At 59.6% G+C, this 20,877-nt stretch carries 27 protein-coding genes; 19 read left to right on the top strand and 8 right to left on the bottom strand.

Annotated elements, in window-relative coordinates:
* Nucleotides 1-82 precede the first annotated feature (82 nt).
* The 3 genes from KGB28_RS14625 to KGB28_RS14615 all read left to right on the top strand — a co-directional run bounded on the left by KGB28_RS14625 (nucleotide 83) and on the right by KGB28_RS14615 (nucleotide 1,476).
* The gene (locus KGB28_RS14625) at nucleotides 83-700 is read left to right on the top strand and encodes a TPM domain-containing protein (RefSeq protein ID WP_008051810.1); all 618 of its coding nucleotides are present in this window, start codon (nucleotides 83-85) and stop codon (nucleotides 698-700) included.
* Nucleotides 701-830: 130 nt separating this feature from the next.
* Nucleotides 831-1,133, top strand: coding sequence for a helix-turn-helix transcriptional regulator (locus KGB28_RS14620; protein ID WP_223446087.1), 303 nt, complete (start codon nucleotides 831-833; stop codon nucleotides 1,131-1,133).
* On the top strand, nucleotides 1,120-1,476 hold the full coding sequence (locus tag KGB28_RS14615) for a putative holin (RefSeq protein ID WP_150727576.1): 357 nt from the start codon (nucleotides 1,120-1,122) through the stop codon (nucleotides 1,474-1,476). Before KGB28_RS14620 ends, KGB28_RS14615 begins: the two co-directional genes overlap by 14 nt.
* A gap of 114 nt (nucleotides 1,477-1,590) precedes the next feature.
* Here KGB28_RS14615 and KGB28_RS14610 read toward each other — a convergent pair whose 3' ends face one another.
* Complete coding sequence (locus tag KGB28_RS14610; RefSeq protein ID WP_223446085.1) at nucleotides 1,591-2,016, bottom strand: helix-turn-helix domain-containing protein; 426 nt, start codon at nucleotides 2,014-2,016, stop codon at nucleotides 1,591-1,593.
* Between the two features lie 301 nt (nucleotides 2,017-2,317).
* On the opposite strand from KGB28_RS14610, the gene KGB28_RS14605 reads away from it, so the two are divergent.
* From KGB28_RS14605 to KGB28_RS14595, 3 genes are all read left to right on the top strand, one after another.
* Nucleotides 2,318-2,596, top strand: a complete 279-nt coding sequence (locus tag KGB28_RS14605) for an ogr/Delta-like zinc finger family protein (protein ID WP_150727575.1) — start codon at nucleotides 2,318-2,320, stop codon at nucleotides 2,594-2,596.
* Between the two features lie 2 nt (nucleotides 2,597-2,598).
* A complete protein-coding gene (locus KGB28_RS14600) occupies nucleotides 2,599-2,961 on the top strand; it encodes a hypothetical protein (protein WP_223446083.1) in 363 nt (120 codons plus the stop codon).
* Nucleotides 2,962-3,093: 132 nt separating this feature from the next.
* Nucleotides 3,094-4,308: a class I SAM-dependent methyltransferase gene (locus tag KGB28_RS14595; protein WP_223446082.1), complete on the top strand. Its 1,215-nt coding sequence runs from the start codon at nucleotides 3,094-3,096 to the stop codon at nucleotides 4,306-4,308.
* Here KGB28_RS14595 and KGB28_RS14590 read toward each other — a convergent pair.
* Entirely contained in the window at nucleotides 4,299-5,288 is a 990-nt protein-coding gene (locus KGB28_RS14590; protein WP_223446080.1) for a DMT family transporter, read from the bottom strand. The two genes, KGB28_RS14595 and KGB28_RS14590, sit on opposite strands and share 10 nt — an antisense overlap.
* Nucleotides 5,289-5,582: 294 nt before the next feature.
* Between KGB28_RS14590 and KGB28_RS14585 the strand changes: the two genes are divergently transcribed.
* The 3 genes from KGB28_RS14585 (at nucleotide 5,583) to KGB28_RS14575 (ending at nucleotide 7,001) form a co-directional block, all read left to right on the top strand.
* Nucleotides 5,583-6,164, top strand: coding sequence for a DJ-1/PfpI family protein (locus tag KGB28_RS14585; protein WP_223446078.1), 582 nt, complete (start codon nucleotides 5,583-5,585; stop codon nucleotides 6,162-6,164).
* 14 nt (nucleotides 6,165-6,178) lie between these two features.
* Complete coding sequence (locus KGB28_RS14580) at nucleotides 6,179-6,484, top strand: ribbon-helix-helix domain-containing protein (protein ID WP_095945146.1); 306 nt, start codon at nucleotides 6,179-6,181, stop codon at nucleotides 6,482-6,484.
* A 172-nt stretch (nucleotides 6,485-6,656) separates the two neighbouring features.
* Nucleotides 6,657-7,001 carry a YegP family protein gene (locus KGB28_RS14575; RefSeq protein WP_223446076.1) on the top strand — a complete coding sequence of 115 codons (345 nt, stop codon included), beginning with the start codon at nucleotides 6,657-6,659 and terminating at the stop codon, nucleotides 6,999-7,001.
* Between the two features lie 141 nt (nucleotides 7,002-7,142).
* Here the strand turns inward: KGB28_RS14575 and KGB28_RS14570 are convergent, their stop codons facing one another.
* Together KGB28_RS14570 and KGB28_RS14565 are read right to left on the bottom strand one after the other, a co-directional pair.
* Complete coding sequence (locus tag KGB28_RS14570) at nucleotides 7,143-8,030, bottom strand: dihydrodipicolinate synthase family protein (protein ID WP_223446074.1); 888 nt, start codon at nucleotides 8,028-8,030, stop codon at nucleotides 7,143-7,145.
* A gap of 26 nt (nucleotides 8,031-8,056) precedes the next feature.
* On the bottom strand, nucleotides 8,057-8,839 hold the full coding sequence (locus tag KGB28_RS14565) for an aldolase (RefSeq protein WP_223446071.1): 783 nt from the start codon (nucleotides 8,837-8,839) through the stop codon (nucleotides 8,057-8,059).
* A 159-nt stretch (nucleotides 8,840-8,998) separates the two neighbouring features.
* On the opposite strand from KGB28_RS14565, the gene KGB28_RS14560 reads away from it, so the two are divergent.
* A complete protein-coding gene (locus KGB28_RS14560) occupies nucleotides 8,999-9,541 on the top strand; it encodes a helix-turn-helix domain-containing protein (RefSeq protein WP_223446069.1) in 543 nt (180 codons plus the stop codon).
* Nucleotides 9,542-9,678: 137 nt separating this feature from the next.
* Here the strand turns inward: KGB28_RS14560 and KGB28_RS14555 are convergent, their stop codons facing one another.
* Nucleotides 9,679-10,698 carry a DUF4917 family protein gene (locus KGB28_RS14555; RefSeq protein WP_223446067.1) on the bottom strand — a complete coding sequence of 340 codons (1,020 nt, stop codon included), beginning with the start codon at nucleotides 10,696-10,698 and terminating at the stop codon, nucleotides 9,679-9,681.
* A gap of 131 nt (nucleotides 10,699-10,829) precedes the next feature.
* On the opposite strand from KGB28_RS14555, the gene KGB28_RS14550 reads away from it, so the two are divergent.
* The 4 genes from KGB28_RS14550 to KGB28_RS14535 all read left to right on the top strand — a co-directional run bounded on the left by KGB28_RS14550 (nucleotide 10,830) and on the right by KGB28_RS14535 (nucleotide 15,587).
* Nucleotides 10,830-11,738, top strand: a complete 909-nt coding sequence (locus KGB28_RS14550; protein ID WP_223446065.1) for a LysR family transcriptional regulator — start codon at nucleotides 10,830-10,832, stop codon at nucleotides 11,736-11,738.
* Nucleotides 11,739-11,963: 225 nt separating this feature from the next.
* Nucleotides 11,964-13,157: a CaiB/BaiF CoA transferase family protein gene (locus tag KGB28_RS14545; protein ID WP_223446063.1), complete on the top strand. Its 1,194-nt coding sequence runs from the start codon at nucleotides 11,964-11,966 to the stop codon at nucleotides 13,155-13,157.
* Nucleotides 13,154-14,080, top strand: coding sequence for a hydroxymethylglutaryl-CoA lyase (locus KGB28_RS14540; RefSeq protein WP_223446061.1), 927 nt, complete (start codon nucleotides 13,154-13,156; stop codon nucleotides 14,078-14,080). Before KGB28_RS14545 ends, KGB28_RS14540 begins: the two co-directional genes overlap by 4 nt.
* Before the next feature lie 175 nt (nucleotides 14,081-14,255).
* Nucleotides 14,256-15,587: an MFS transporter gene (locus KGB28_RS14535; RefSeq protein ID WP_223446059.1), complete on the top strand. Its 1,332-nt coding sequence runs from the start codon at nucleotides 14,256-14,258 to the stop codon at nucleotides 15,585-15,587.
* A gap of 128 nt (nucleotides 15,588-15,715) precedes the next feature.
* Here KGB28_RS14535 and KGB28_RS14530 read toward each other — a convergent pair whose 3' ends face one another.
* A complete protein-coding gene (locus tag KGB28_RS14530) occupies nucleotides 15,716-16,204 on the bottom strand; it encodes a DMT family transporter (protein ID WP_223446057.1) in 489 nt (162 codons plus the stop codon).
* 77 nt (nucleotides 16,205-16,281) lie between these two features.
* Between KGB28_RS14530 and KGB28_RS14525 the strand changes: the two genes are divergently transcribed.
* A complete protein-coding gene (locus KGB28_RS14525; protein ID WP_223446055.1) occupies nucleotides 16,282-17,190 on the top strand; it encodes a LysR family transcriptional regulator in 909 nt (302 codons plus the stop codon).
* A gap of 20 nt (nucleotides 17,191-17,210) precedes the next feature.
* Here KGB28_RS14525 and KGB28_RS14520 read toward each other — a convergent pair whose 3' ends face one another.
* Nucleotides 17,211-17,495 (bottom strand): type II toxin-antitoxin system RelE/ParE family toxin, encoded by a 285-nt coding sequence (locus KGB28_RS14520; RefSeq protein ID WP_116262211.1) that lies wholly within the window; start codon nucleotides 17,493-17,495, stop codon nucleotides 17,211-17,213.
* On the bottom strand, nucleotides 17,485-17,724 hold the full coding sequence (locus KGB28_RS14515; RefSeq protein WP_223446053.1) for a CopG family ribbon-helix-helix protein: 240 nt from the start codon (nucleotides 17,722-17,724) through the stop codon (nucleotides 17,485-17,487). Before KGB28_RS14515 ends, KGB28_RS14520 begins: the two co-directional genes overlap by 11 nt.
* Nucleotides 17,725-17,877: 153 nt before the next feature.
* Here KGB28_RS14515 and KGB28_RS14510 point away from each other — a divergent pair, with 153 nt between their 5' ends.
* The 4 genes from KGB28_RS14510 to KGB28_RS14495 all read left to right on the top strand — a co-directional run bounded on the left by KGB28_RS14510 (nucleotide 17,878) and on the right by KGB28_RS14495 (nucleotide 20,795).
* Complete coding sequence (locus KGB28_RS14510; protein WP_223446051.1) at nucleotides 17,878-18,516, top strand: LysE family translocator; 639 nt, start codon at nucleotides 17,878-17,880, stop codon at nucleotides 18,514-18,516.
* A gap of 79 nt (nucleotides 18,517-18,595) precedes the next feature.
* A complete protein-coding gene (locus KGB28_RS14505; RefSeq protein ID WP_150757365.1) occupies nucleotides 18,596-19,942 on the top strand; it encodes a bifunctional diguanylate cyclase/phosphodiesterase in 1,347 nt (448 codons plus the stop codon).
* Nucleotides 19,943-20,060: 118 nt separating this feature from the next.
* The gene (locus KGB28_RS14500) at nucleotides 20,061-20,219 is read left to right on the top strand and encodes a KGG domain-containing protein (RefSeq protein ID WP_223446049.1); all 159 of its coding nucleotides are present in this window, start codon (nucleotides 20,061-20,063) and stop codon (nucleotides 20,217-20,219) included.
* A 72-nt stretch (nucleotides 20,220-20,291) separates the two neighbouring features.
* Nucleotides 20,292-20,795, top strand: coding sequence for a DUF4142 domain-containing protein (locus tag KGB28_RS14495; protein ID WP_223446047.1), 504 nt, complete (start codon nucleotides 20,292-20,294; stop codon nucleotides 20,793-20,795).
* The last annotated feature ends 82 nt before the right edge of the window (nucleotides 20,796-20,877 follow it).

The raw sequence follows: 20,877 nt of genomic DNA, 5'->3' as shown, positions 1-20,877 counted from the left end.
AGATGGGTATAAGAGACAGGTTTCGGCGGGGGCGGTTCGTCCGGCGGCTGGTGATAATAAAAACGAGCAGGCACTTCACGACATGGCATTACTGACTGAACACGAACAACGCAAAGTGGCCGAGGCCATTGCCCGGGTCGAGCGCGATACCGACGCAGAACTGGTGACCGTACTCGCGGCCCGCGCCGACGACTATGCGTACATCCCGCTGCTGTGGGCCAGCCTGCTGGCGCTGCTGGTACCGGGCATCGTGCATTATTTCACCGGTTGGCTGACCCTGCACAGCCTGCTGCTGGTGCAATGGGCCATCTTCATCGTGCTGTGCCTGGTGTTCCGCCTGCCGAAAGTCACCACCCATCTGATCCCGCGCTCGGTGCGCCACTGGCGTGCCTCGAACCTGGCGCGGCGGCAGTTCCTGGAGCAGAACCTGCACCACACCGAGGGCAGCACCGGCGTGCTGATTTTCGTTTCCGAAGCCGAGCGTTATGTGGAGATCCTGGTGGATGAAGGGATTTCCAGTCGCCTGGACAACAAGAACTGGGACGCGATCGTCGCCACTTTTACCCAGCAGGTGAAGCAGGGGCAGACGCTGCAAGGGTTTGTCAGCTGCGTCGAAGCCTGTGGCGAGCTGCTCAAGGTGCATGTGCCGGTAACCCATGTGCGCAATGAGTTGCCGAACCGCTTGGTGGTGCTCGGCTAAGTCTTGTTATGGCGTTGTGTAGCGCCCGTCGCTACAACTCCCGTTAATTGTCCGGGTTCGACCTTGCCATCAGTATTTCTCCCTAACAGTGGACGCCCAGCGACGGGTGTTCCCGCGAAGAGGGATTCTTATGACAACCCAACAATCGAATGACTCTTTGGCACGGGTAGTTCCTGACAGAGAGGGAAGTACGCCAACGGCGAAGCTGACGGCGAAAGAAACTCAAATCCTGATGTGGTGTTTCAAGGGCAAGACTTCCTGGGAAATCGCCAGGATCGAGAATTGCGCGGAATCTACCGTCAATTTTCACTTTGCCAATATTCGCCGAAAGTTCGCTGTCAGTTCGCGCAGTTCCGCCTTGCTCAAGGCCATCGAGTCGGGAGCGATCATCGTGGACTCGGTCGTTGCGCGAGGTGCGCATGAGCCTGACTGATTCGACCTACAACGGTATCAGTGGGCTCATGTTGGGAATGGGGATTGCAACGCTGCCAGTCGTTGATGGCGAGGCACTGTTCGGTGCAATGCTTGGAGCGTGGCTGGTCACGACCACTCGCACTGACTTCAAGGCCTGGCAGCGCATTGGTTCCTGGTTGCTGTCTGCAGGAGTCGGTTACCTCTTTACACCTGTCGCACATCCGCTGGCGCCTTTTCTGACAGGAGGCGTGACAGCCTTTCTTTGCGCACTGGTCGTTATTCCTATCAGCATCAAGCTCATGCAATGGATCGATAGCGCCGGTATCGGCGAAATCATTCGACACCTGAGAGGGCGGAAATGATGGTTCGTCAAAGGCTTGCCTTGGTGTGGGTACAGGCTGGCGTGTTATCAGCGCAGTTATACCTGTTGCCCGTGGCACTTCTTGAGGCAATGAAACTTCTGATGACATATGTCATCAAGTTTCAGTTGAGGTTTTAAGTGTTGCAAGAATAGAGGCCATTTCGGAAAGTCTGAGTTCCATATCACGCAGTCTTTGCTTTTCCTCGAGTGCGTTTTGTATGGCGCAGCGATCATCTTCGTCGAGCAACCGCCAGAGCGCGAGAATGGTGTCTTCCCGTGTTGTGCTTGCCTGATCTGCCTCCGAAGAAACAGTAACTGTTTGTCTCAGGATCGGCCCTTCACCCAGCAGCAACCAGTCAAGGGAGATTCCCCGCGTTTGTGCGATTTCTACGCATAATGAGTATGGCGTGCTATCGCGGCCTCTCCAGCTACTAAGTGTCTGCGGGCTGATCTGTAGCGCGGAAGATAAAGAAGCATCGGTTTTTGTGCCAGTAACCTGCTTTAGTCGAGCCAAAACAGCTTGTGATTTTTTGCTACGCAATTTGAGCCTCTTCCTTTTGACATATGCTTTTTGAGTGCCTAATTTATGCGTAATGAGTACTTTTTTTCATAATAAGTAATCAATCATCAAAGATGAGTCAGAAGAATACGATGTCGAAACTTCTTAATGGTATCAGGGTGATTTCCTACGAGCATGGCTCGAACCCATTACGCATCTGCCCGATGCACTTCCTTATGTCTGGCAGACACTGTTCGCAAGTCCGGAGCGCCACGATGAACGTCTCAAGCAGTATTGCGTTTGATCAGGTTGATTGCCACCCAATGACCGTCGGGAATCAAGCATGAGTACTTATAAAATGGTGTGCCCGCACTGCTTGAGCAGGATGCGCATCCGCACCAGCGAAGGCCGACATATTTTCCTGCGGGTGGCGTATCTGCAATGCACGTCGGAAGCTTGCGGCTGGTCCGTTCGTGCCGAATTTGAAATGACCCATGAACTTTCGCCCAGTGGCATGCCCAATCCGGCCGTACGCCTGCCTTGTGCCGGGCCCGATTTGCGCCGTGCCGCCCGGCCCGTTGCAGTCAGTCCTGCCACGACAGAAGTGCCGCAGGAGACGTGAGCATGAAGATTACCGATGAAAATACAGGTCTGAATGAGGAGCTATTGGCGATAGCCCAGGCGTTTCTGGGGCGTCATGAAAGTGAAGGGGGGATCGATGATCAGGTCCTGTTTTGTCGAGCGGTGAAGCATCTGCAGAATATGGATGTACCGATGCACCTGGCGGAAAGGCTGGTCAGCCGTGCCTATGGCGTACTCAAGTCGTGCAACGACCGGCGGCGCCTGGACATCGATGCCAGTTCCGAAACGGTCGCCGTGGTGACTGATCCTGCCAATGGCCTGACCTGGGCAGTGCCAGTGGGGCTGATCGTCAAACACATCATTAACTCACCGAATAACCGCAGGCTTCGCCTGGTGGAACCCTGAGGTTTCAACGCTTGTATTGAGGTCCTGGGCTGCATGACTGGGACCTGCCGCAAAATAACCCCGTGCCCAAAGTCCTCGTCCCCCTTAAAATACCGGCATTCTCCGATTTGCATCGCCTGAGGCCGTTTTTCCATGTCCGTCACCGCCACTCCCGCCAGCCTCGCGCCGGATCATCACGCTCAGTTCATCGACCTGCTGCAAACCAGCCTCGAGCACAATGCGTTCATCAAACTGGTGCTGGCCAAGTATGTGGGCGATGAAACGGACCTGCAGCGGATCATCATCAAGCCGGTGACGGTCAAGGCGCAGCCTTGTCTGTCTTTTGTCTACCGCTACAAGACCCGTGATATCACCAAGAACCTGCCGCTGGCCGACGGCGTGGCGAGCATTGCCGAACTGCTGCCGGCGTCGTTCAAAAATGCGCATTTGTTGTCGTTGACCGACGAAGCCCAGCTCGAATACAGCAAAAAGGGCAAGTCATCGCTGTTCAAGAGCCAACCTCAACAATTGCGCGAAGTGCCATCGGCCGAGCACAACCGTGAGAAAAACCGTTTTCTTGACCTGAGCCGGCCGTTTCTCGCCGACCTGGGTGTGACCAACAAGCAGCATGAGCTGATCCCGGCGATGTCGCGCAAGTGGAAGCAGATCAACAAGTTCATCGAAGTGTTCAGCCATGCGCTGACGTCGTCACCCCTGGCGCTGGACAAACCGGTGCGGGTGGCGGACTTCGGTTCGGGCAAGGGCTACCTGACCTTCGCCATCCACGATTACCTGCGCAACACCTTGAAGGCCGAAGGCGAAGTGACCGGTGTCGAACTGCGTGAAGACATGGTCACCCTGTGCAACACCGCGGCTGCCAAGCTTGAACACCCCGGCCTGGTGTTCAAGTGCGGTGACGTGCGCAGCGTTGCGCCGAGCGAGCTGGACGTGATGATCGCCCTGCATGCGTGCGATATCGCCACTGACTATGCGATCCACACCGGCATCCGTTCCGGCGCCTCGATCATCATGTGCTCGCCGTGCTGCCACAAACAGATCCGCCTGCAAATCCAGAGCCCGGCGCTGCTCAAGCCGATGCTGCAATACGGCTTGCACCTGGGCCAGCAGGCGGAGATGGTCACCGACAGTTTGCGCGCGTTGTTCCTTGAGGCCTGCGGCTACGAGACCAAGGTGTTCGAGTTCATCTCACTGGACCACACCAACAAGAACAAGATGATCCTGGCGGTCAAACGCGCCGAGCCGGTGGCCCCGGCCCAGTTGCTGGCGAAGATTCAGGAGCTGAAGGATTTCTATCACATCAGCGAACACTGTCTGGAAACGTTGCTGCGCGCTGACGGTTACCTCTGATCCTGTGGGAGCGGGCTTGCTCGCGAAGGTGTTGGGTCAATCGATATTGGTGTTGAATGTGGAGCCGCATTCGCGAGCAAGTCGGATCGCCGCACCGCCGCTCCCACATGGGGTCTGATTGCGGTCTTGCGGCCCAGCATCACCGTCACGATCACCCCGCCAGCAAACAGCCAGGTAATCGGCTCCACATGTTCACCGAAGAACAGCGCCGAGAAGGCGATGGTGAAAAAGATCTGCAGCAACTGGATCTGACTGACCCGGGCAATGCCGCCCATGGCCAGCCCGGCGTACCAGGCGAAGAAGCCGATGAACTGCGAAAACAGCGAGACATAACCGAAGGCCCACCAGGTCTTGGCGGAAATTTCGCCCTGATGCTGCAGCGCCAGATACAACACCGGGCCGATCAGCAGCGGCGTCGACAGCACCAGCGCCCAGCAGATCACCTGCCAGCCGCCCATCTCCCTGGCCAGCCGGCCTCCCTCGGCGTAGCCCAATCCGCCCACTGCAATGGCGCCAAGCATCAGCAAGTCACCGGCCTGGATACTGCCGGCACCGCTGATCAGTGCATAACCAAGCACCAACGCACTGCCCAATGCGGCGCAGGCCCAAAAGGCTTTCGACGGCCGCTCATGGGACAACCACGCGGCGTACAGCGCCACGCACAGCGGCTGCAAACCGTTGACCAGCGCCCCGTGGGACGCCGGCAAGGTTTGCATGGCCCAGGCCGACAATACCGGGAAACCGAGGATCACCCCGGCCATCACCAGCGTCAGGCCTTTGACCTGTTTCCAGGTCGGCCATTTTTCCCGGTGCCACAGCAACAGCAACGCCGCCGGAACCGCTGCAAACAGTGCCCGGCCCAGGCCATTGAGCAGAGGGTGCAGTTCCTGCACGACGATCCGCGTGAAGGGCAGGGTGAGGCTGAAGATCACAACGCCGAGCAGGCCCAGGGCCATGCCGGTGTTTTCGCGCGAAGACATGATGGCAACCAGAATATTGGAAAATGGGGTAGGGCTTCATATAGCCATAAACCGTGGGTTTCCCGCTGTTACAGCTAGGCGCAGAGTTATCCGTACAGTTTGCGGACCTCTTCGCGAGCAAGTCGAATCGTCGCACCGCCGCTCCCACATTGGAATGCATTCCCCTGTGGGAGCGGGCTTGCTCGCGAAGAACGATAACGCGGTCCATCAAGTAGTAGCCGGTTGTTACCCATCCCACCGGATAAGGACTACCTTGAATACTCCTGCACGCCCACTTCCAGAGGAGTCCTCCCCATGGCTGCGAAAAAAATTCTGATGCTGGTTGGTGATTACGTCGAAGACTATGAAGTGATGGTGCCGTTCCAGGCGTTGCTGATGGTCGGCCACACGGTACACGCCGTTTGCCCGGACAAAGCCGCCGGCCAGACCGTGCGCACGGCGATCCATGACTTCGAAGGCGACCAGACCTACAGCGAAAAACCCGGCCACCTGTTTGCTCTGAACTTCGATTTCGCCAAGGTCAACGCCGCCGATTATGACGCGGTGCTGATTCCGGGCGGCCGTGCGCCGGAGTACCTGCGCCTGAACGAAAAAGTCCTGGAGCTGGTGCGCGCATTCGACAAGGCCGGCAAGCCAATCGCTGCCGTGTGCCATGGCGCGCAGTTGCTGGCGGCCGCGGGTGTTCTCGAAGGTCGCGAATGCAGTGCTTATCCGGCCTGCGCTCCGGAAGTGCGACTGGCGGGCGGTACGTATATCGATATTGCGGTGACGGACGGCCATGTTCAGGGCAATCTGGCCACGGCGCCGGCCTGGCCTGCGCACCCGAACTGGCTGGCCGGTTTCCTGGGGTTGCTGGGTACCAAAATCACGCTGTAACGAGGGATAGGTCCATGTGCGAGCTGTACGTCAAAGCCGACCCGATACTCTACGAATCGCGCTCCCGCTCGCTGCGCATCTGCGGGGTGGTCACCACCCTGCGCCTGGAGAATCAGTTCTGGGACATCCTCAGCGAAATCGCCGAGGTCGATGGCATGACCACCAATCAGTTGATCGCCAAGCTGTATGAAGAGGTGATGGACTATCGCGGCGAGGTGGTCAATTTCGCGTCGTTTCTGCGGGTGAGTTGTACACGGTATCTGAGCCAGCGGCGCACGTCAGCGCCGGAGTTGTCGGTGGTGCGGGCTGCAGCGAAGTAAGGAAGGTCGTGTCGACGCCATCGCGAGCAAGCTCGCTCCCACAATGGTTTGGTGCACACAAATCTACTGTGGGAGCGAGCTTGCTCGCGATGGCGATGGTGCAGGCGACAGAAATCCCGGCTTGGTCTTTACTGTGAAGCGCACAACCTTTCAATCGCCAAGGAGAAAGAGCATGTCCGGATGGTATGAAGTGAGCAAAAGCAGCAATGGCCAGTTCAGGTTTGTCCTCAAGGCGGCCAACGCCGAGACCATTCTGACCAGCGAGCTGTACACCACCCACGCCGCCGCCGACAAAGGCATCGCCTCGGTTCAGGCCAACAGCCCGCTGGATGAGCGTTACGAGAAGAAAACCACCAAGGATGGCCACCCGTATTTCAACCTCAAGGCAGGCAACCACGAGGTCATTGGCAGCAGCGAGGTCTATTCCTCGCCGGCGGCCATGGAAAAAGGCATTGCCAGCGTGAAGGCCAACGGCTCGTCCACGGTGGTCAAGGACAAGACGCTGCCGGTGCTTTGATCGATATCTTCAAATCCAGTACAAATCCCTGTGGGAGCGAGCTTGCTCGCGATAGCGGTGGGTCAGGCACATCTCTGTTGAATGTGAAATTGCTATCGCGAGCAAGCTCGCTCCCACAGTGGTTTTATGTACGGCTGGGGATCAGCGCAGGGCCTTCAACAGATCTTGCAACTGAGCAGAACCGGCCTCGCTCAACGCAAACACCGGCAGCCGCGGATCCCCCGCCTCCAGCCCCGTCGCCCGCAAGCCCGCCTTGATCGTCGCCGGCAGGCCACCCTTGAGGATGAAATCCAGCAGCGGCAACTGCCGATAGAACAGCTCGCGAGCCTTGCGCAAATCGTTGGCCAGCACCGCTTCGTACAAATCCAGGTTGAGCTGCGGGATCAGGTTCGGCGCAGCGGTGCACCAGCCTTTTGCGCCAGCGGCAAAGGCTTCCAGGGCCAACGGGTTGCAGCCGTTGTAGAACGGCACCTGGCCTTCGCCGATACGTTGCAGTTGGTGCATGCGCTGGATGTCGCCGGTGCTCTCCTTGACCATGGTCACGTTTTCCACGGCCTTGACGATGCGCAGGATCAGGTCCACCGACATATCGGTGCCACTGGTGGCCGGGTTGTTGTAGAGCATGATCGGCACGCCGATGCTGTCGCCGATGGCGCGGTAGTGGGCAAGGATTTCCGCTTCGCTGAGTTTCCAGTAGGACGCGGGCAGTACCATCACCACATCGGCGCCATGGGCTTCGGCGAAACGTGCGCGACGCACCGCTTTAGCGGTGGTCAGGTCGGACACGCTGACGACGGTCGGCACGCGCTTGGCCACGTGCCTGATGCTGAATTCGCTGACCTGATCCCACTCCGCGTCGCTCAGGTAGGCACCTTCACCGGTGCTGCCCAGCGGTGCGATGGCGTGCACGCCGCCCTCGATCAGACGGTCGATGGAGCGCCCGAGGGCATCCAGGTCGATACCTTCGCCATTGGCGGTAAAAGGCGTGATGGTGTAGCCGATGATGCCGTGAATGTTTGCGCTGGACATGGTGTCCCTCCGTTCTATCAATGGGTTCAATTCAGGCAATCGGCGTGTTGCCGCAGGACCTGCCGGGTGTAGTAGTTGAAAGCGGCGGCGTGGCGTTTCGGCCGGGCAATCCAGTCATGGGCTTCGCGACCCAGTTCAGGGATGATCGGCTTGATGGTCCCGGCGCTCATCGCCAGCAGTTGCAGCTTCGCGGCGCGTTCAATCAGCTGCGCGATGACACAGGCTTCCTCGATGCTGCTGCCGGTGGACAATTGGCCATGGTGCGAAAGCAGGATCGCCCGTTTGTCGCCCAATGCCCCGGCAATCAACTCGCCTTCTTCGTTACCCACCGGCACGCCCGGCCAGCCTTCGAGAAACGCACAGTCGTCATAGAGCGGGCAGAGGTCCATGTGGGAGATCTGCAGCGGCACCTCCAGCATCGACAAGGCTGCTACGTGGGTCGGATGGGTATGAATGATGCAGTTCACATCCGCTCGGGCGCGGTACACCCAACTATGAAAACGATTGGCCGGGTTGGGCATGCCGTGGCCTTCGAGCACCTCCAGGTCTTCGTTGACCAGCAGTAGGTTGCCTGCGGTGATTTCGTCGAAACCCAGGCCCAGTTGCTGAGTGTAGTAAGTGCCGGGTTGCGGACCACGAGCGGTGATTTGCCCGGCAAGGCCGGAATCGTGACCGTGCTCGAACAGGATGCGGCAGGTCAGGGCCAGCTTTTGCCGGGCGGTCCACGTATTATCCGCCAGAGTATTTTGCATTTGGCTCAGTGCGTGCTTGACCAGTTGCTCTTTGGGCAGTGCTAATGTCTTGGCCATATCGGTGTCCTTTGGGTGATTCAATGGACGTCGGGTTTGCCGCTCAACGGTTCCTCGCAAAGTCGTCGGTGAGCGTAAATGACACTAAAGAGGCTATATGACACTTTGTGTCATTGGCAAGGAAAAATCGTTGCCTCCTTGATGGATTAATCGCTCTACATGTCTATCCGTTTGAAATTACTAAGAAAAAAACTTGGCGTGACCTTGGAAGCCCTGGCCGAAAAATCCGGCATGACCAAGAGTTACCTGTCGAAAGTCGAACGCGGATTGAACGCGCCATCGATTGCGGCGGCGTTGAAACTGGCCAAGGCGCTGAATGTGAAGGTCGAAGAGTTGTTCTCTGAAGACAACGTCAGCCTCGACAGCTACAGCCTGGTGCGCAGCCACGAGCGGCAACCTTTGGGTGCCAGTGACAACAATTCGGGTTACGCGGTGCTGGCCCATCAGGTCAGTTCACGCAGCCTGCTGCCATTCATCATTTACCCGCCGGCAGAATTCACCGACAAGACCTTCAAGGAGCATTTGGGCGAGGAGTTTCTGTTCGTCCACGAAGGGCGGGTGGAAGTGGACTTCATGAACGAACGCGTGCTGCTCGAGCGTGGCGATGCGTTGCACTTCAATGCACAAAAGCCGCACCGGATTCGTTCGGTGGGTGAGGTGCAGGCGCAGTTGCTGGTTGTGGTGCATAGCACAGAAGAATAGGCGGGGAGGTCACAAAAAGCTTCGCGAGCAAGTCGAATCGTCGCACCGCCGCTCCCACATTCGACCGCATTTTATCTGAAGGAATTCGGTCACCTGTGGGAGCGGGCTTGCTCGCGAAAGCGTCAGATCGGCCAGTACTAAACTTCGACTGGAACTGTAAGTTTCGGGCCACCCAACGCATGGCTCTTCGAATCAAAAAACCGAAACTCAACCCCCGTCCCCTCAAACACCTTCGCGTAATGCCGCTTCTGGTGCTGGATGAACGCCTTGCTGCGCGGGAAAATCGAGATCGCCAGCACCTGTGGTTTCGCCAGGCGCAAGGCATGGATGATGTGGCTGTCCTGCTCCCCCAGCGCATGGCCGAAGATGCACAGCGCCTGGCCGTGACCGAGCAATTGCTCGTAGCAGAACGACAGGTAGTCCGAACTGCGAATGGTCTTGAGCTTGTCCACGCTCGGCCCTTCGTTGACGAACAGCGGCACGTCGTCGAGGGTCTTGATCGTGTTGTTGATGGCGAAACTACCCAGCAAGGTGCCCTCGGTCGACATCAGCTTGCGCGCCGTGCCGTCCTGGTTGCGTACCAGGTGCAGACCGCCGTGCAGGTACAGCAAACGGGTTTTGTCGGTGGCCGTGTCGCTCAGGTCGAAACCGGGTTCGGCGCCCTGGAAAAGATCGGTGATCGCCTCTGGCTGGTGTTGCACCGCCCAGTAATTGAGCAAGTCGTAATTGGTGGTGAACACCGTACGGTAACTGGCCAGTTCCTGATTGATGGTAACCAGCGTCGAAGGCACCACCAGCCGCCATGGGATATGCACCGCATGCACGGTGTTGATCAGCGCTTCCTTGATCGCGTAGTAGCGATTGCGCGGGGCAGCGGAGCTGACAGCCAGGGCCTTGTTGACCCGGCTGGTGGTTTTCAAGGCGCTCAGTACCAGCTCGAAACTGCGGGTCTGCATCGCATCGAACACGCTCAGCTCGGACGGGCTCAGGGGTTTTTCTTCAACGGTGCGGGCGTTTTCGAACAGCGACTCGTAGCCGAAATCGTCCCACACCGCGCGACTGGCACCGTTGCCCACCAGCAATCCACTGAACGAAGTGGTGCTGCGCAAGGCGTTCCAGTCTTCAAGTTGAGCATCGACATCCTGGAAATCGGTCATTGCGGTCTTCGTCTCACGGCAAAAGGTCTGTGGGCGGCGACTTTATCACGACCGGTGCCCGGACCACGGCACGACGCGGGCGAAGAACGCTATGCTGCGACTTCGCCTGAGCCGACTTCGCCGAGTACCCGATGCTGCAAAAAAGCCTGATCCGCCGTCTCGACCTGATCACCCTGCAACTGTTCGTCGCCGTTCATGAGGAGGGCACGCTGACCCGTGCCGCCTCGCGCGAAGCGATTGCCGTCTCGGCGGCGAGCAAGCGTTTGATGGAACTGGAGGAGGCACTGGGCATCAGCCTGTTCGTGCGCCAGGCCAAGGGCATGTCCCTGACGCCGGCCGGTGAAACCCTGCTGCACCATGCCCGGCAGATGTTGTTCAACGTCGAGAAAATGGGGCTTGAACTGGGCGAGCACAGCCACGGTGTGCGCGGCTACGTGCGGATGCTCGCCAACCTGTCGGCGATCATTCAGTTTTTGCCCGAGGACCTGCGGGATTTTTCCGAGCGTCACCCACAGGTCAAGACTGACCTTGAAGAACGTCCCAGCGCGGGGGTGATTCAAGGCGTGCTCGACGGGGTGGCCGACCTCGGGATCTGTTCCATCGACAGTGACATCAAGGGCCTGCACAGCGTGCTGTATCGCCAGGATAAGCTGGTGGTGTTGATGCCGCCGCACCATCCATTGGCGAGCCGCTCGAGCGTGGCGTTCGCCGATACGCTGGACAGTGATTACGTTGGGTTGCACGCCGCCAGTTCGATCAACATGCGTACCCACGCGGCGGCGCGCCAGACTGGCAAGGTGCTGCGTTTGCGCATTCATGTGCCGGGGTTTGATGCGATGTGCCGGATGGTCCAGGCCAACATGGGTATCGGCATATTGCCGCACAAGGCTTATGAACTGTTCGGCCGGGCGCTGGGTTTGCACGCGGTGCCGTTGACGGACGAGTGGTCGGACCGGGCGTTGATTCTGGTGGTGCGTGATGAGGCGCTGCTGTCGCCGGTGAGCCGGATGTTGTTTGAGCATTTGCGGGGTTCAGCCTGAAAGTTCTTCGCTGACTGGGCCGGCCTCTTCGCGAGCAAGCCCGCTCCCACATTGGAATGCGTTCCTCTGTGGGAGCGGGCTTGCTCGCGAAGGCTGCCCTGAGGCCACGACAATCTCCCCGAGCGTTCGCATTTCGCGAACGCTCGTTGCCAACTGAAGGTTGGATTCCCGAGCCCCCTGTCCTCTAGCCTTGGCACATATTCCAAGAACAAGAGGTACCCCGCGATGACTGCCCCCTTGAGTGCGATCAAAGTGATCGAGATTGGTACGCTGATCGCTGCGCCATTTGCGGCGCGCATGCTGGCCGAGTTCGGCGCCGAGGTGATCAAGATCGAAGCCATGGGCCAGGGCGATCCCCTGCGCAAATGGCGCAAGCTGCACGAAGGCACCTCGCTGTGGTGGTACCTGCAATCGCGCAACAAGAAGTCCCTGGCGCTGAACCTCAAATCCCCCGAAGGCATCGAACTGGTCAAGCAACTGGCGACCAGCGCCGATGTGCTGATCGAGAACCTGCGCCCCGGCGCCCTGGAGAAACTCGGCCTCGGTTGGGACGTGTTGCACGCGCTCAATCCCAACCTGACGCTGGTGCGGATCTCCGGTTACGGCCAGACCGGCCCGTACCGCGATCGTCCGGGTTTCGGAGCCATCGGCGAGGCCATGGGCGGGATTCGCTACACCACCGGCACCCCCGGTTCACCACCGGCGCGGGTCGGTGTGAGCCTTGGCGATTCCCTGGCTTCGCTGCACGCGGTGATCGGCGCACTGATGTCATTGTTGCGGGTGAAGACCGGGCAGGGCGGCGGGCAGATCGTCGATGTGTCCCTGGCCGAAAGCGTGTTCAACGTCATGGAAAGCCTGGTGCCGGAATACGACATGCTTGGCCATGTGCGCGAACGCAGCGGCGGTGCCTTGCCGGGCATCGCGCCGTCCAACACCTATCTGACAGCCGATGGCGCCTACGTGGTGATTGCCGGCAACAGCGATCCGATCTACAAGCGCTTGATGCAAACCATCGGCCGCCCCGATCTGGCCGAGGCGCCGGAATTCGCCCACAACGACGGGCGTGCAGCCAAAAGCAATCTGCTCGACGCCGCCATCACCCACTGGACCAGCAGCCTGCCCATCGACGAAGTCCTGGCCGCGCTAGAGGCCGCCGAAGTCCCGGCCGGGCGCATCTATTCGGTGGCCGACATCGTCGCCGATCCGCACTATCAGGCGCGGGACATGCTGCTCAATGCCGAGCTGCCCGGTGGTGCCACGGTGAAGATGCCGGGCATCGTGCCGAAACTCTCCGAGACGCCCGGCGGCGTGAACTGGTCCGGCCCCGGTCTGGGCCAGCATACCGACGGCATTCTCGCGCAATTGGGCCTGACCGCGATGGACATCGAACGCCTGAAAGTCGAAGGAGTGGTGCAATGATCACTGATTATTCCGACAGCCTGATCGTGCAGGAAGTGTCCCCGCGCGACGGTTTGCAAATCGAGCCGACCTGGGTTGAAACCCACGACAAGATTGCCCTGATCGATCAATTGTCGCAGGCCGGACTCAGCCGCATCGAAGCCGGTTCGTTCGTGTCGCCCAAGGCCATTCCGGCGCTGCGCGATGGCGAGCTGGTGTTCAAGGGTATCGCCCGGCAACCGGGGGTGATCTACGTCGCGTTGATCCCCAACCTGAAGGGAGCGCAACGGGCGCTGGCATGTCGCGCCGATGAGTTGAACCTGGTGATGTCCGCCAGCCAGACCCACAACCTGGCGAACATGCGCATGGGTTGTGAAGATTCATTGACTGCGTTCGGCGAGATTGTGCAGTTCGTTGGCGACAGTCCTGTGCGACTCAACGCCAGCATCGCCACCACCTTCGGCTGCCCGTTCGAGGGCAAGATCGATGAGGACCGCGTGGTGCAAATCGTCGAGGCCTATCAGGAGCTCGGCATCCAGGGCATCACCCTGGCCGACACCACCGGCATGGCCAACCCGCGCCAGGTCGACCGGCTGGTGCGCCGAGTGCTGCAGCGGGTGTCCCCGGCGGACCTGACCCTGCATTTTCACAACACCCGCGGCCTTGGCCTGTGCAACGTTCTGGCCGCCTACGAGGCCGGTGCCCGCCGCTTCGACGCGGCCCTCGGTGGCCTCGGCGGCTGCCCGTTTGCGCCGGGGGCGTCGGGAAACATCTGCACCGAGGATCTGGTGAACCTGTGCGATGAAGTCGGCATTCATACCGGCATCGATTTGCCGCTGCTGCTGAAACTGTCCCGAGGACTGCCGGCGCTGCTTGGCCATGAAGTGCCGGGGCAATTGGCCAAGGCCGGGCGCAATTGTGACCTGCACCCGACACCCTCCTGACCAAACACGAAACCCTGTGGGAGCGGGCTTGCTCGCGAAGACGGAGTGTCAGTCGACATCAATGCTGAATGTCAGACCGCTTTCGCGAGCAAGCCCGCTCCCACAGTAAAAAAGCACCTCAACCAGACAACAAAAACAATCGGACACCCACGGGAAGTCCGCCTGGAGAACCGCAATGAGCCTTAATGCACTGGAGGCCGGCGCGAGCCTGGCCATTAGCCACGACACCGAAAAAGCCCTGGTCAGCAAAGTCGCCTGGCGCCTGATGCCGCTGATCATGGTCTGCTACCTGTTCGCCTTCTTCGACCGCATCAACATCAGCTTCGCCAAGTTTCAACTGCAGGCCGACCTGAGCTTGAGCGACACCGCGTACGGCCTCGGTGCCGGGTTGTTCGTGGTCGGTTATGTGATTTTCGAAGTGCCGAGCAACATGATGCTGTACAAGGTCGGCGCCCGGCGCTGGATCGCCCGGATCATGATGTCCTGGGGCCTGGCCACGGCGGCCATGGTGTTCGTCAACAGCGAATGGCAGTTCTATGTATTGCGCTTCGTGATCGGTGCGATGGAGGCGGGGTTTGCCCCGGGCGTGCTGTACTACCTGACCCTTTGGTTCCCGCAGCACTATCGCGGGCGCATCACCTCGATGCTGTTCCTGTCGTCGGCGTTCGCCGGCCTGGTGGGCGCACCGTTCTCGGGCCTGGTGCTGCAACACCTCGACGGCGTGCTGCAAATGCGTGGCTGGCACTGGCTGTTTCTGCTCGGTGGCGTGCCGTGTATCGGCCTCGGTTTGCTGGTGCTGACCCTGCTCAAGGATCGCATCGAAGATGCCCATTGGCTGACGCCTTCGGAGAAGACCTTGCTGGCCAGCCGCATCGCTCAGCATGAGCCGCACAAGAGTGGCGGTTCGCTGCTCGCCGCGCTGCGGATTCCGGGTTTCCTGACCTTGGGCCTGATCTATTTCCTGATTCAGGTAGCGTCCTACGGTTTGAATTTCTGGGCGCCACAACTGATCCGCAGCGCTGGTACTGAAAGTCCGGTGATGATCGGCTTGCTGACGGCCATCCCTTACATCTGCGGTGCCATCAGCATGGTGGTGATCGGACGCCTGTCCGATGCTTCTGGCGAGCGACGCAAGTTTGTCGCCGGTCTGGTGGCGGTCGGTGCGGTCGGGTTCTTCTGCGCGGGGATCTTCGCCAACCACACGACCTTCCTGATTGTCGCGTTGGGCCTGCTCGGTGCCGGGATCATCGCCTCCATCCCGAGCTTCTGGACCTTGCCGCCGAAACTGCTGGCTGGTGCCGGCGCGGGCGCTGCCGGCGGGATTGCGGTGATCAACACCCTGGGCCAGTTCGGCGGCATCGTCAGCCCGGTGATGGTCGGCCGGATCAAGGACCTGACCGGCAGCACCACACCGGCGCTGTATGTCATTGGTGTTTGTGCGCTGATTGCGGTGGCGCTGTTGCTGTGGGGGTTGCCGCAGAAGTTGCGGACTTTGGACAAGGCTTGATTGCTGCGGTGTCAGATAAATCGCTTTCGCGAGCAAGCCCGCTCCCACAGGGACCGTATACTCCCTGTGGGAGCGGGCTTGCCCGCGAAGACTGACTGAAAAACACCATAGTACTTTCGGTTTTCCCCTCAACCCGCCGTCGCCAAACCCTTGGCCGGTGCATCAAAAAATTGAATCAACACCACCCCGGCCATCAACAGCGCCACCCCAAACACCTTCGGCAAGGTGAGCTGCCGTTCCATCAACCCAAACCAGCCGAAATGATCCAGCAACAACGACGCCACCACTTGCCCCGCCAGCGCCAATGCCATGAACCCCGCGGCACCGAGTTTGGGCAGCAGTACCAATGCCAGGGAAATAAAGATCACCCCAAAAGCGCCACCGGCCCACATCCAAAGCGGCGCCTTGCTGATGAATGCCAGTGACGGCAACGGCAAATGCATCGCAACGATGATCGGCAACAGCACGATAACGCTCACCAGCAACGAGGCGAGCGTCGCCCACAACGGATGGCCCAACCCACGCCCGAGGTTGACGTTGATCGCACTCTGAAACGGCACCACCGCCCCGGCGATCATCGCCAGCCCCATCAGACCGGCCCAATGCAACGTACTCATGATCGATCTCCAACAGGTTTTGCTGGACTCTAGGGTATTCGTCGCGCAGATTTAAATTCCGTTTTGTTATTCAGAACATGCAGCCAATGAATGATCTTCGACGTATCGACCTCAACTTGCTGGTGATCCTCGACGCCTTGCTCAGCGAGCAACACGTGACCCGGGCGGCCGAGCGTCTGCACTTGAGCCAGCCAGCGGTCAGCCATGCGCTGGCGCGATTGCGTGACCTGCTCGGCGATCCCCTGCTGGTGCGCGCCGGTGCCGGCCTTGTACCGACTCCGCGAGCACTGGAACTGGTGGCACCGCTGGCCCAAGCCCTGGCCCAGGTGCAAGCGCTGCTGGCGCCCAATGCCTTCGATCCCGCGACCACACAGCGCACCTTCCGCCTGGCGATGTCCGACTACGGCGCCGCCATTGTCTTGCCGGGACTGATCCGGACGTTGCGCCGCGAAGCGCCGGGCATTGACCTGCAAATCAGCCATGGCAGCCGTGAAAGCATGCTCGAAGGGGTGCTCAACGGTGACATTGATGTCGCCGCCGGTGTATTCCCGGAAATGCCCAACGAATTGCGCAGCACAGCGCTGTTCGATGAGCACTACGCCTGCCTTGTGGACCGCAACAGCCTGCCCGCAGAGGGTGTTCTCGACCTGGCCACTTATCTGGCACGCCCCCACGTCCTGCTGGAAATGCGCGGCAGCGGCACCCCGGAGATCGAGCGCGCGCTGACTGCCTTGCGCGAACGCCGGCGTGTCGCCATCAGCCTGCCGCACTGGAGCGTCGCCCCGCAGCTCATCAGCGGAACCGACCTGATCCTCACCGTCGCCTCGCGCGGATTGCGCGATATCGATGAGTCCTCATTGGTTGTCGTGCCACCGCCGTTTCACATTCCATCGTTCACTTTTGTGTTGGCGTGGCATAAACGGCGGGGTGGGGATCAGGCGTTGAACTGGTTGAATCGCAGGATTGGGGAGGGGATCGAACGCTAGAAGCTTTTCTAAAATGGTCTTTACCAATTGGAAGGTGGCAGGCGACGCGTATGAAAAATTCGTAGTACCTGAAGCCGACCTTGGCGAACCCGGTAGGGAATCAAATAGGGTCGATCAGGCATGACCCATTCCCGGGTACCGGGTAAGCGTCCTTCACGACCCGTCGCTGGAAATCGGGCAAGGTGATCGACACTGGCGAGAATCGCCTGGACAAAATCTGCTGCAGCTTCTGGATTCTCGATGGCGATGTAGGCGGCTTCGTCATCCAGATTCTTTAACGCCGTACGCAACCACTCAACGCGCATTCGCCGTCCACTTGTCAGCCATTGCGTTCACTTCTTCTTGTGTCGCGAAGTCACCTTCATCGGCTTCTTTCAAGGCTTTCTGAATTTCCTCGATTTGCCACGCTTCACGGGCCAGGTATTCACGCAGCGCATCCACGGCCAGAAATGATTTGCTGCGGCCCGTTGCTTTGGAAAGACTCGCGAGGGTATCGGCGATTTCGTCTGGTACGCGCAGGGACATAACTGACATGGCGGTCTCGATGTAGTGGTTTGTAATACAACATAATACACCGTCATCAGTGAGGCGGGGCCAGCCCGTTCGTCTGTCGAGATGTTTCAGTCGATAGGCAATGACCTGATATAGACTGGCGACCATTCACCAAGCAGTTCAAAAGGACTCCCAATGACCCCATCGTTGCTAATGGCCGTGCTTGCCTCGGGTTTTATCTACGGCATCACCCCGGGGCCGGGTGTGCTGGCGGTGTTCGGCATTGGCGCGGCCCATGGGCGACGGGCCGGGGCGGGGTTTCTGTGCGGGCATTTGCTCGGCGATGTGGTGTGGTGCAGCACGGCGCTGATCGCGATTGTCGGTGCGCGGGAGATCGGCAGTACCGCGTTCGACGTGCTCGGCGTGCTCAGCGGCCTGTACCTGTTCTGGCTCGGCTGGCGTGCGGTGCGCGCCCGGCGCAGCAGCGCTGATGCGCCACAGGGGCCGGCGCGGCAACCGTTCTGGCACGGCATTCTGTTCGGTTTGACCAATCCGAAGGCCTATCCGGTGGCGGTGGCGACGTTCACGGCGCTGTTGTCGAGCCGCGCGGAACTGCTCAACTGGTCAATGCTGCCGACGCTGATCGCCCTGAGTTTCGTCGGCGGGTTGCTCGCCTACGCTATTCTCATTGGCGTTGTCGGTGCGCGGCGAGTGCGCAGCTTGTACCAGCGTCATGAACTGGCAATCACCCGGTTGTGCGGGGTGATGTTCATCGGTTTCGCCATCAACGCGCTGGTCCATGCGTTGCCGGGGCTGATGCCGAACAAGGCTTGAATAGGATCACAAGGATGCAAGGCCGACAGGGCAGGGATGATTGATAAGCGCTGCATTATCAGGACACCCACGCTGAACCATGGAAAACCGAAACTCCGCGCCGCTGGCGAGCTATATCGATCTGTTGCTGGACGCCGTCTGTGCGGTGGATAAACAGGGCCGCTTCGTCTTTGTCAGTGCGGCGTGCGAGCGCATTTTCGGCTACAGCGCCGATGAGATGATCGGCCAGCCGATGATCGACATGGTGCACCCGGGCGATCGCCAGCGCACCCTCGACGCCGCCCGGGAAATCATGGGCGGCGAACCCAAACTCAACTTCGAAAACCGCTACCTGCGCAAGGATGGCCGCGTGGTGCACATCCTCTGGTCGGCGCGTTGGTCCGAGGACGATCAGTTGCGCATCGCGGTCGCCCGCGACATCACCGAACGCAAGCAGGCCGAATCCCGGCAGGCAGCGTTGTATGCGATTTCCGAGGCGGCCCATGCGGCAGAGGATCTGCTGGCGTTGTTCAAACGCATCCACATGATCATTGGCGAATGGCTGCCAGCACTGAATTTTTCCGTGGCGCTGTACGACGAGCACTGCGCGCAGCTGAATTTCCCTTATCACGTCGATGACCACGAGCCACGGCCCGAACAGCCCGGAACCATGACCGGGCGCTTGTGCACCGAGGTGATCCGCACGGGACAGCCGATCCTGTTGACCCCGGACCAGTGCACACCTCCTGCCGGCTTCGAAGTGCTGTTGACCGAGCAGAACGCTCCGTGTTGGCTGGGTGTGCCGCTGAACTCGCAAAACGGCACCATCGGCGCGTTGATCGTCAAAAGCATTCCGGGCGGCGAGCACTACACCGAGCAAGACATGGAACTGCTGCAATACGTCTGCGCCCAGGTCGCGACCGCCATCGAGCGCAAGCAACTGCATGCCCGCCTGCAATACATGGCCCAGTACGACCAACTGACCCAGTTACCCAACCGTGAACTGCTGCGCGACCGGCTCAAGGCATCACTGCAAGTGGCCCGGGAGAACCGCGGGCGCATGGCGCTGTTGTACGTCGACCTCGACCGCTTCAAGCACGTCAATGACACCCATGGCCACGCGGTCGGCGACATGCTGCTGCAAGCGGTGGCCAACCGCCTCAAGGGCTGTGTGCGGGAAACCGACACCGTGGCACGCATCGGCGGCGATGAGTTCGTGGTGTTGCTGCACAGCATTCGCGCTGCGGGCGATACCGACATCGTGGTCGAGAAAATCCGTCAGGTCCTGGTCCAGCCCCTGCGCCTGGACGGGCACAGCGTGAACATCCAGCCAAGTATCGGCGTCGCCCGATACCCCGATCACGGCACCGAAGAGAAGCAATTGTTCCGGCATGCCGACGAGGCAATGTACTGCGCCAAACGCGAGCATCACCTGCGACTGGTCTGAAAACCCGGGCACCGTTCGTCGTGGTATCCAGGTAATTTTCTAAACCTTTTGGGACGCGCAAATTCAGATTCTATGCGGGCTACAGCTCGCCGCGACTACCACCAAGAGGAAGAGAATCATGCCTAATTCAAGAAACTCGAACTCGGGGAACTTCACCAACGATCGAACGAAGGCCTCTGAAGCAGGTCGCAAGGGTGGGAAAACCACCACCACGACCGTCGATAAAGACCCGACGAAACCCGACATGGGTCGCAAGGGCGGTCAGAAATCCCGCTAAAGGATGCAGGTGGTTTTGATTGAGAGGCGGGGGCGAAAGCTCCCGTTTGAACTTTTCAAGGAGGGCGCGACCATGAACCGGATGGCCACCCGATTATGCAATGCCAGTTTTGCCACGTTACTGGGCCTGTTTGCCAGCAGCACCTTTGCCCAGTCGCCCGCCGAATTCATCGACGAGGCCTCGGCAAAAGGGATCGCCGATATCGAAGCGAGTCGCCTGGCGCACCAGAAAGCTGAGTCCAAAGAGGTCAAGGACTACACCATTATTGTTATCAATGACCGCACCACTGCGAACCAGCACCTGGCGAAAATCGCCAGGAAACTGGATTTACCGGTCGCCCCGCGCGAAGAAATTGTCGAAAAGGCCAAAGCCCTGATGCCACAAGTCATGGATGGGGCGACTTTCGATGAGGCCTATGCCGCCAGTCAGGTGAAGACCACCCAGGAAGCCATCGATCAGTTGCAGCAGGAGGCGCGGACCACTGACGTGCCGGAAATCAAGGTGTTCGCCGAAGAAACCCTGCCCAAATTGCAAAATCATCTGCAAATGGCCAAGGCGTTGCAGGCCAGTCGTTGACCTGAAGGTTTGAACACAAACGGCGCGGGACTTCACTCACGCGCCGTTTTTCTTTTCCGCACTGATCCAGATGTGGCTTGGG

It is taken from the genome of Pseudomonas sp. BF-R-19, assembly GCF_019956445.1.
Taxonomy (GTDB): domain Bacteria; phylum Pseudomonadota; class Gammaproteobacteria; order Pseudomonadales; family Pseudomonadaceae; genus Aquipseudomonas; species Aquipseudomonas fluorescens_BH.
Note: the sequence above shows the minus strand (reverse complement) of the source record. Positions and strands in the feature narration are given on the sequence as shown.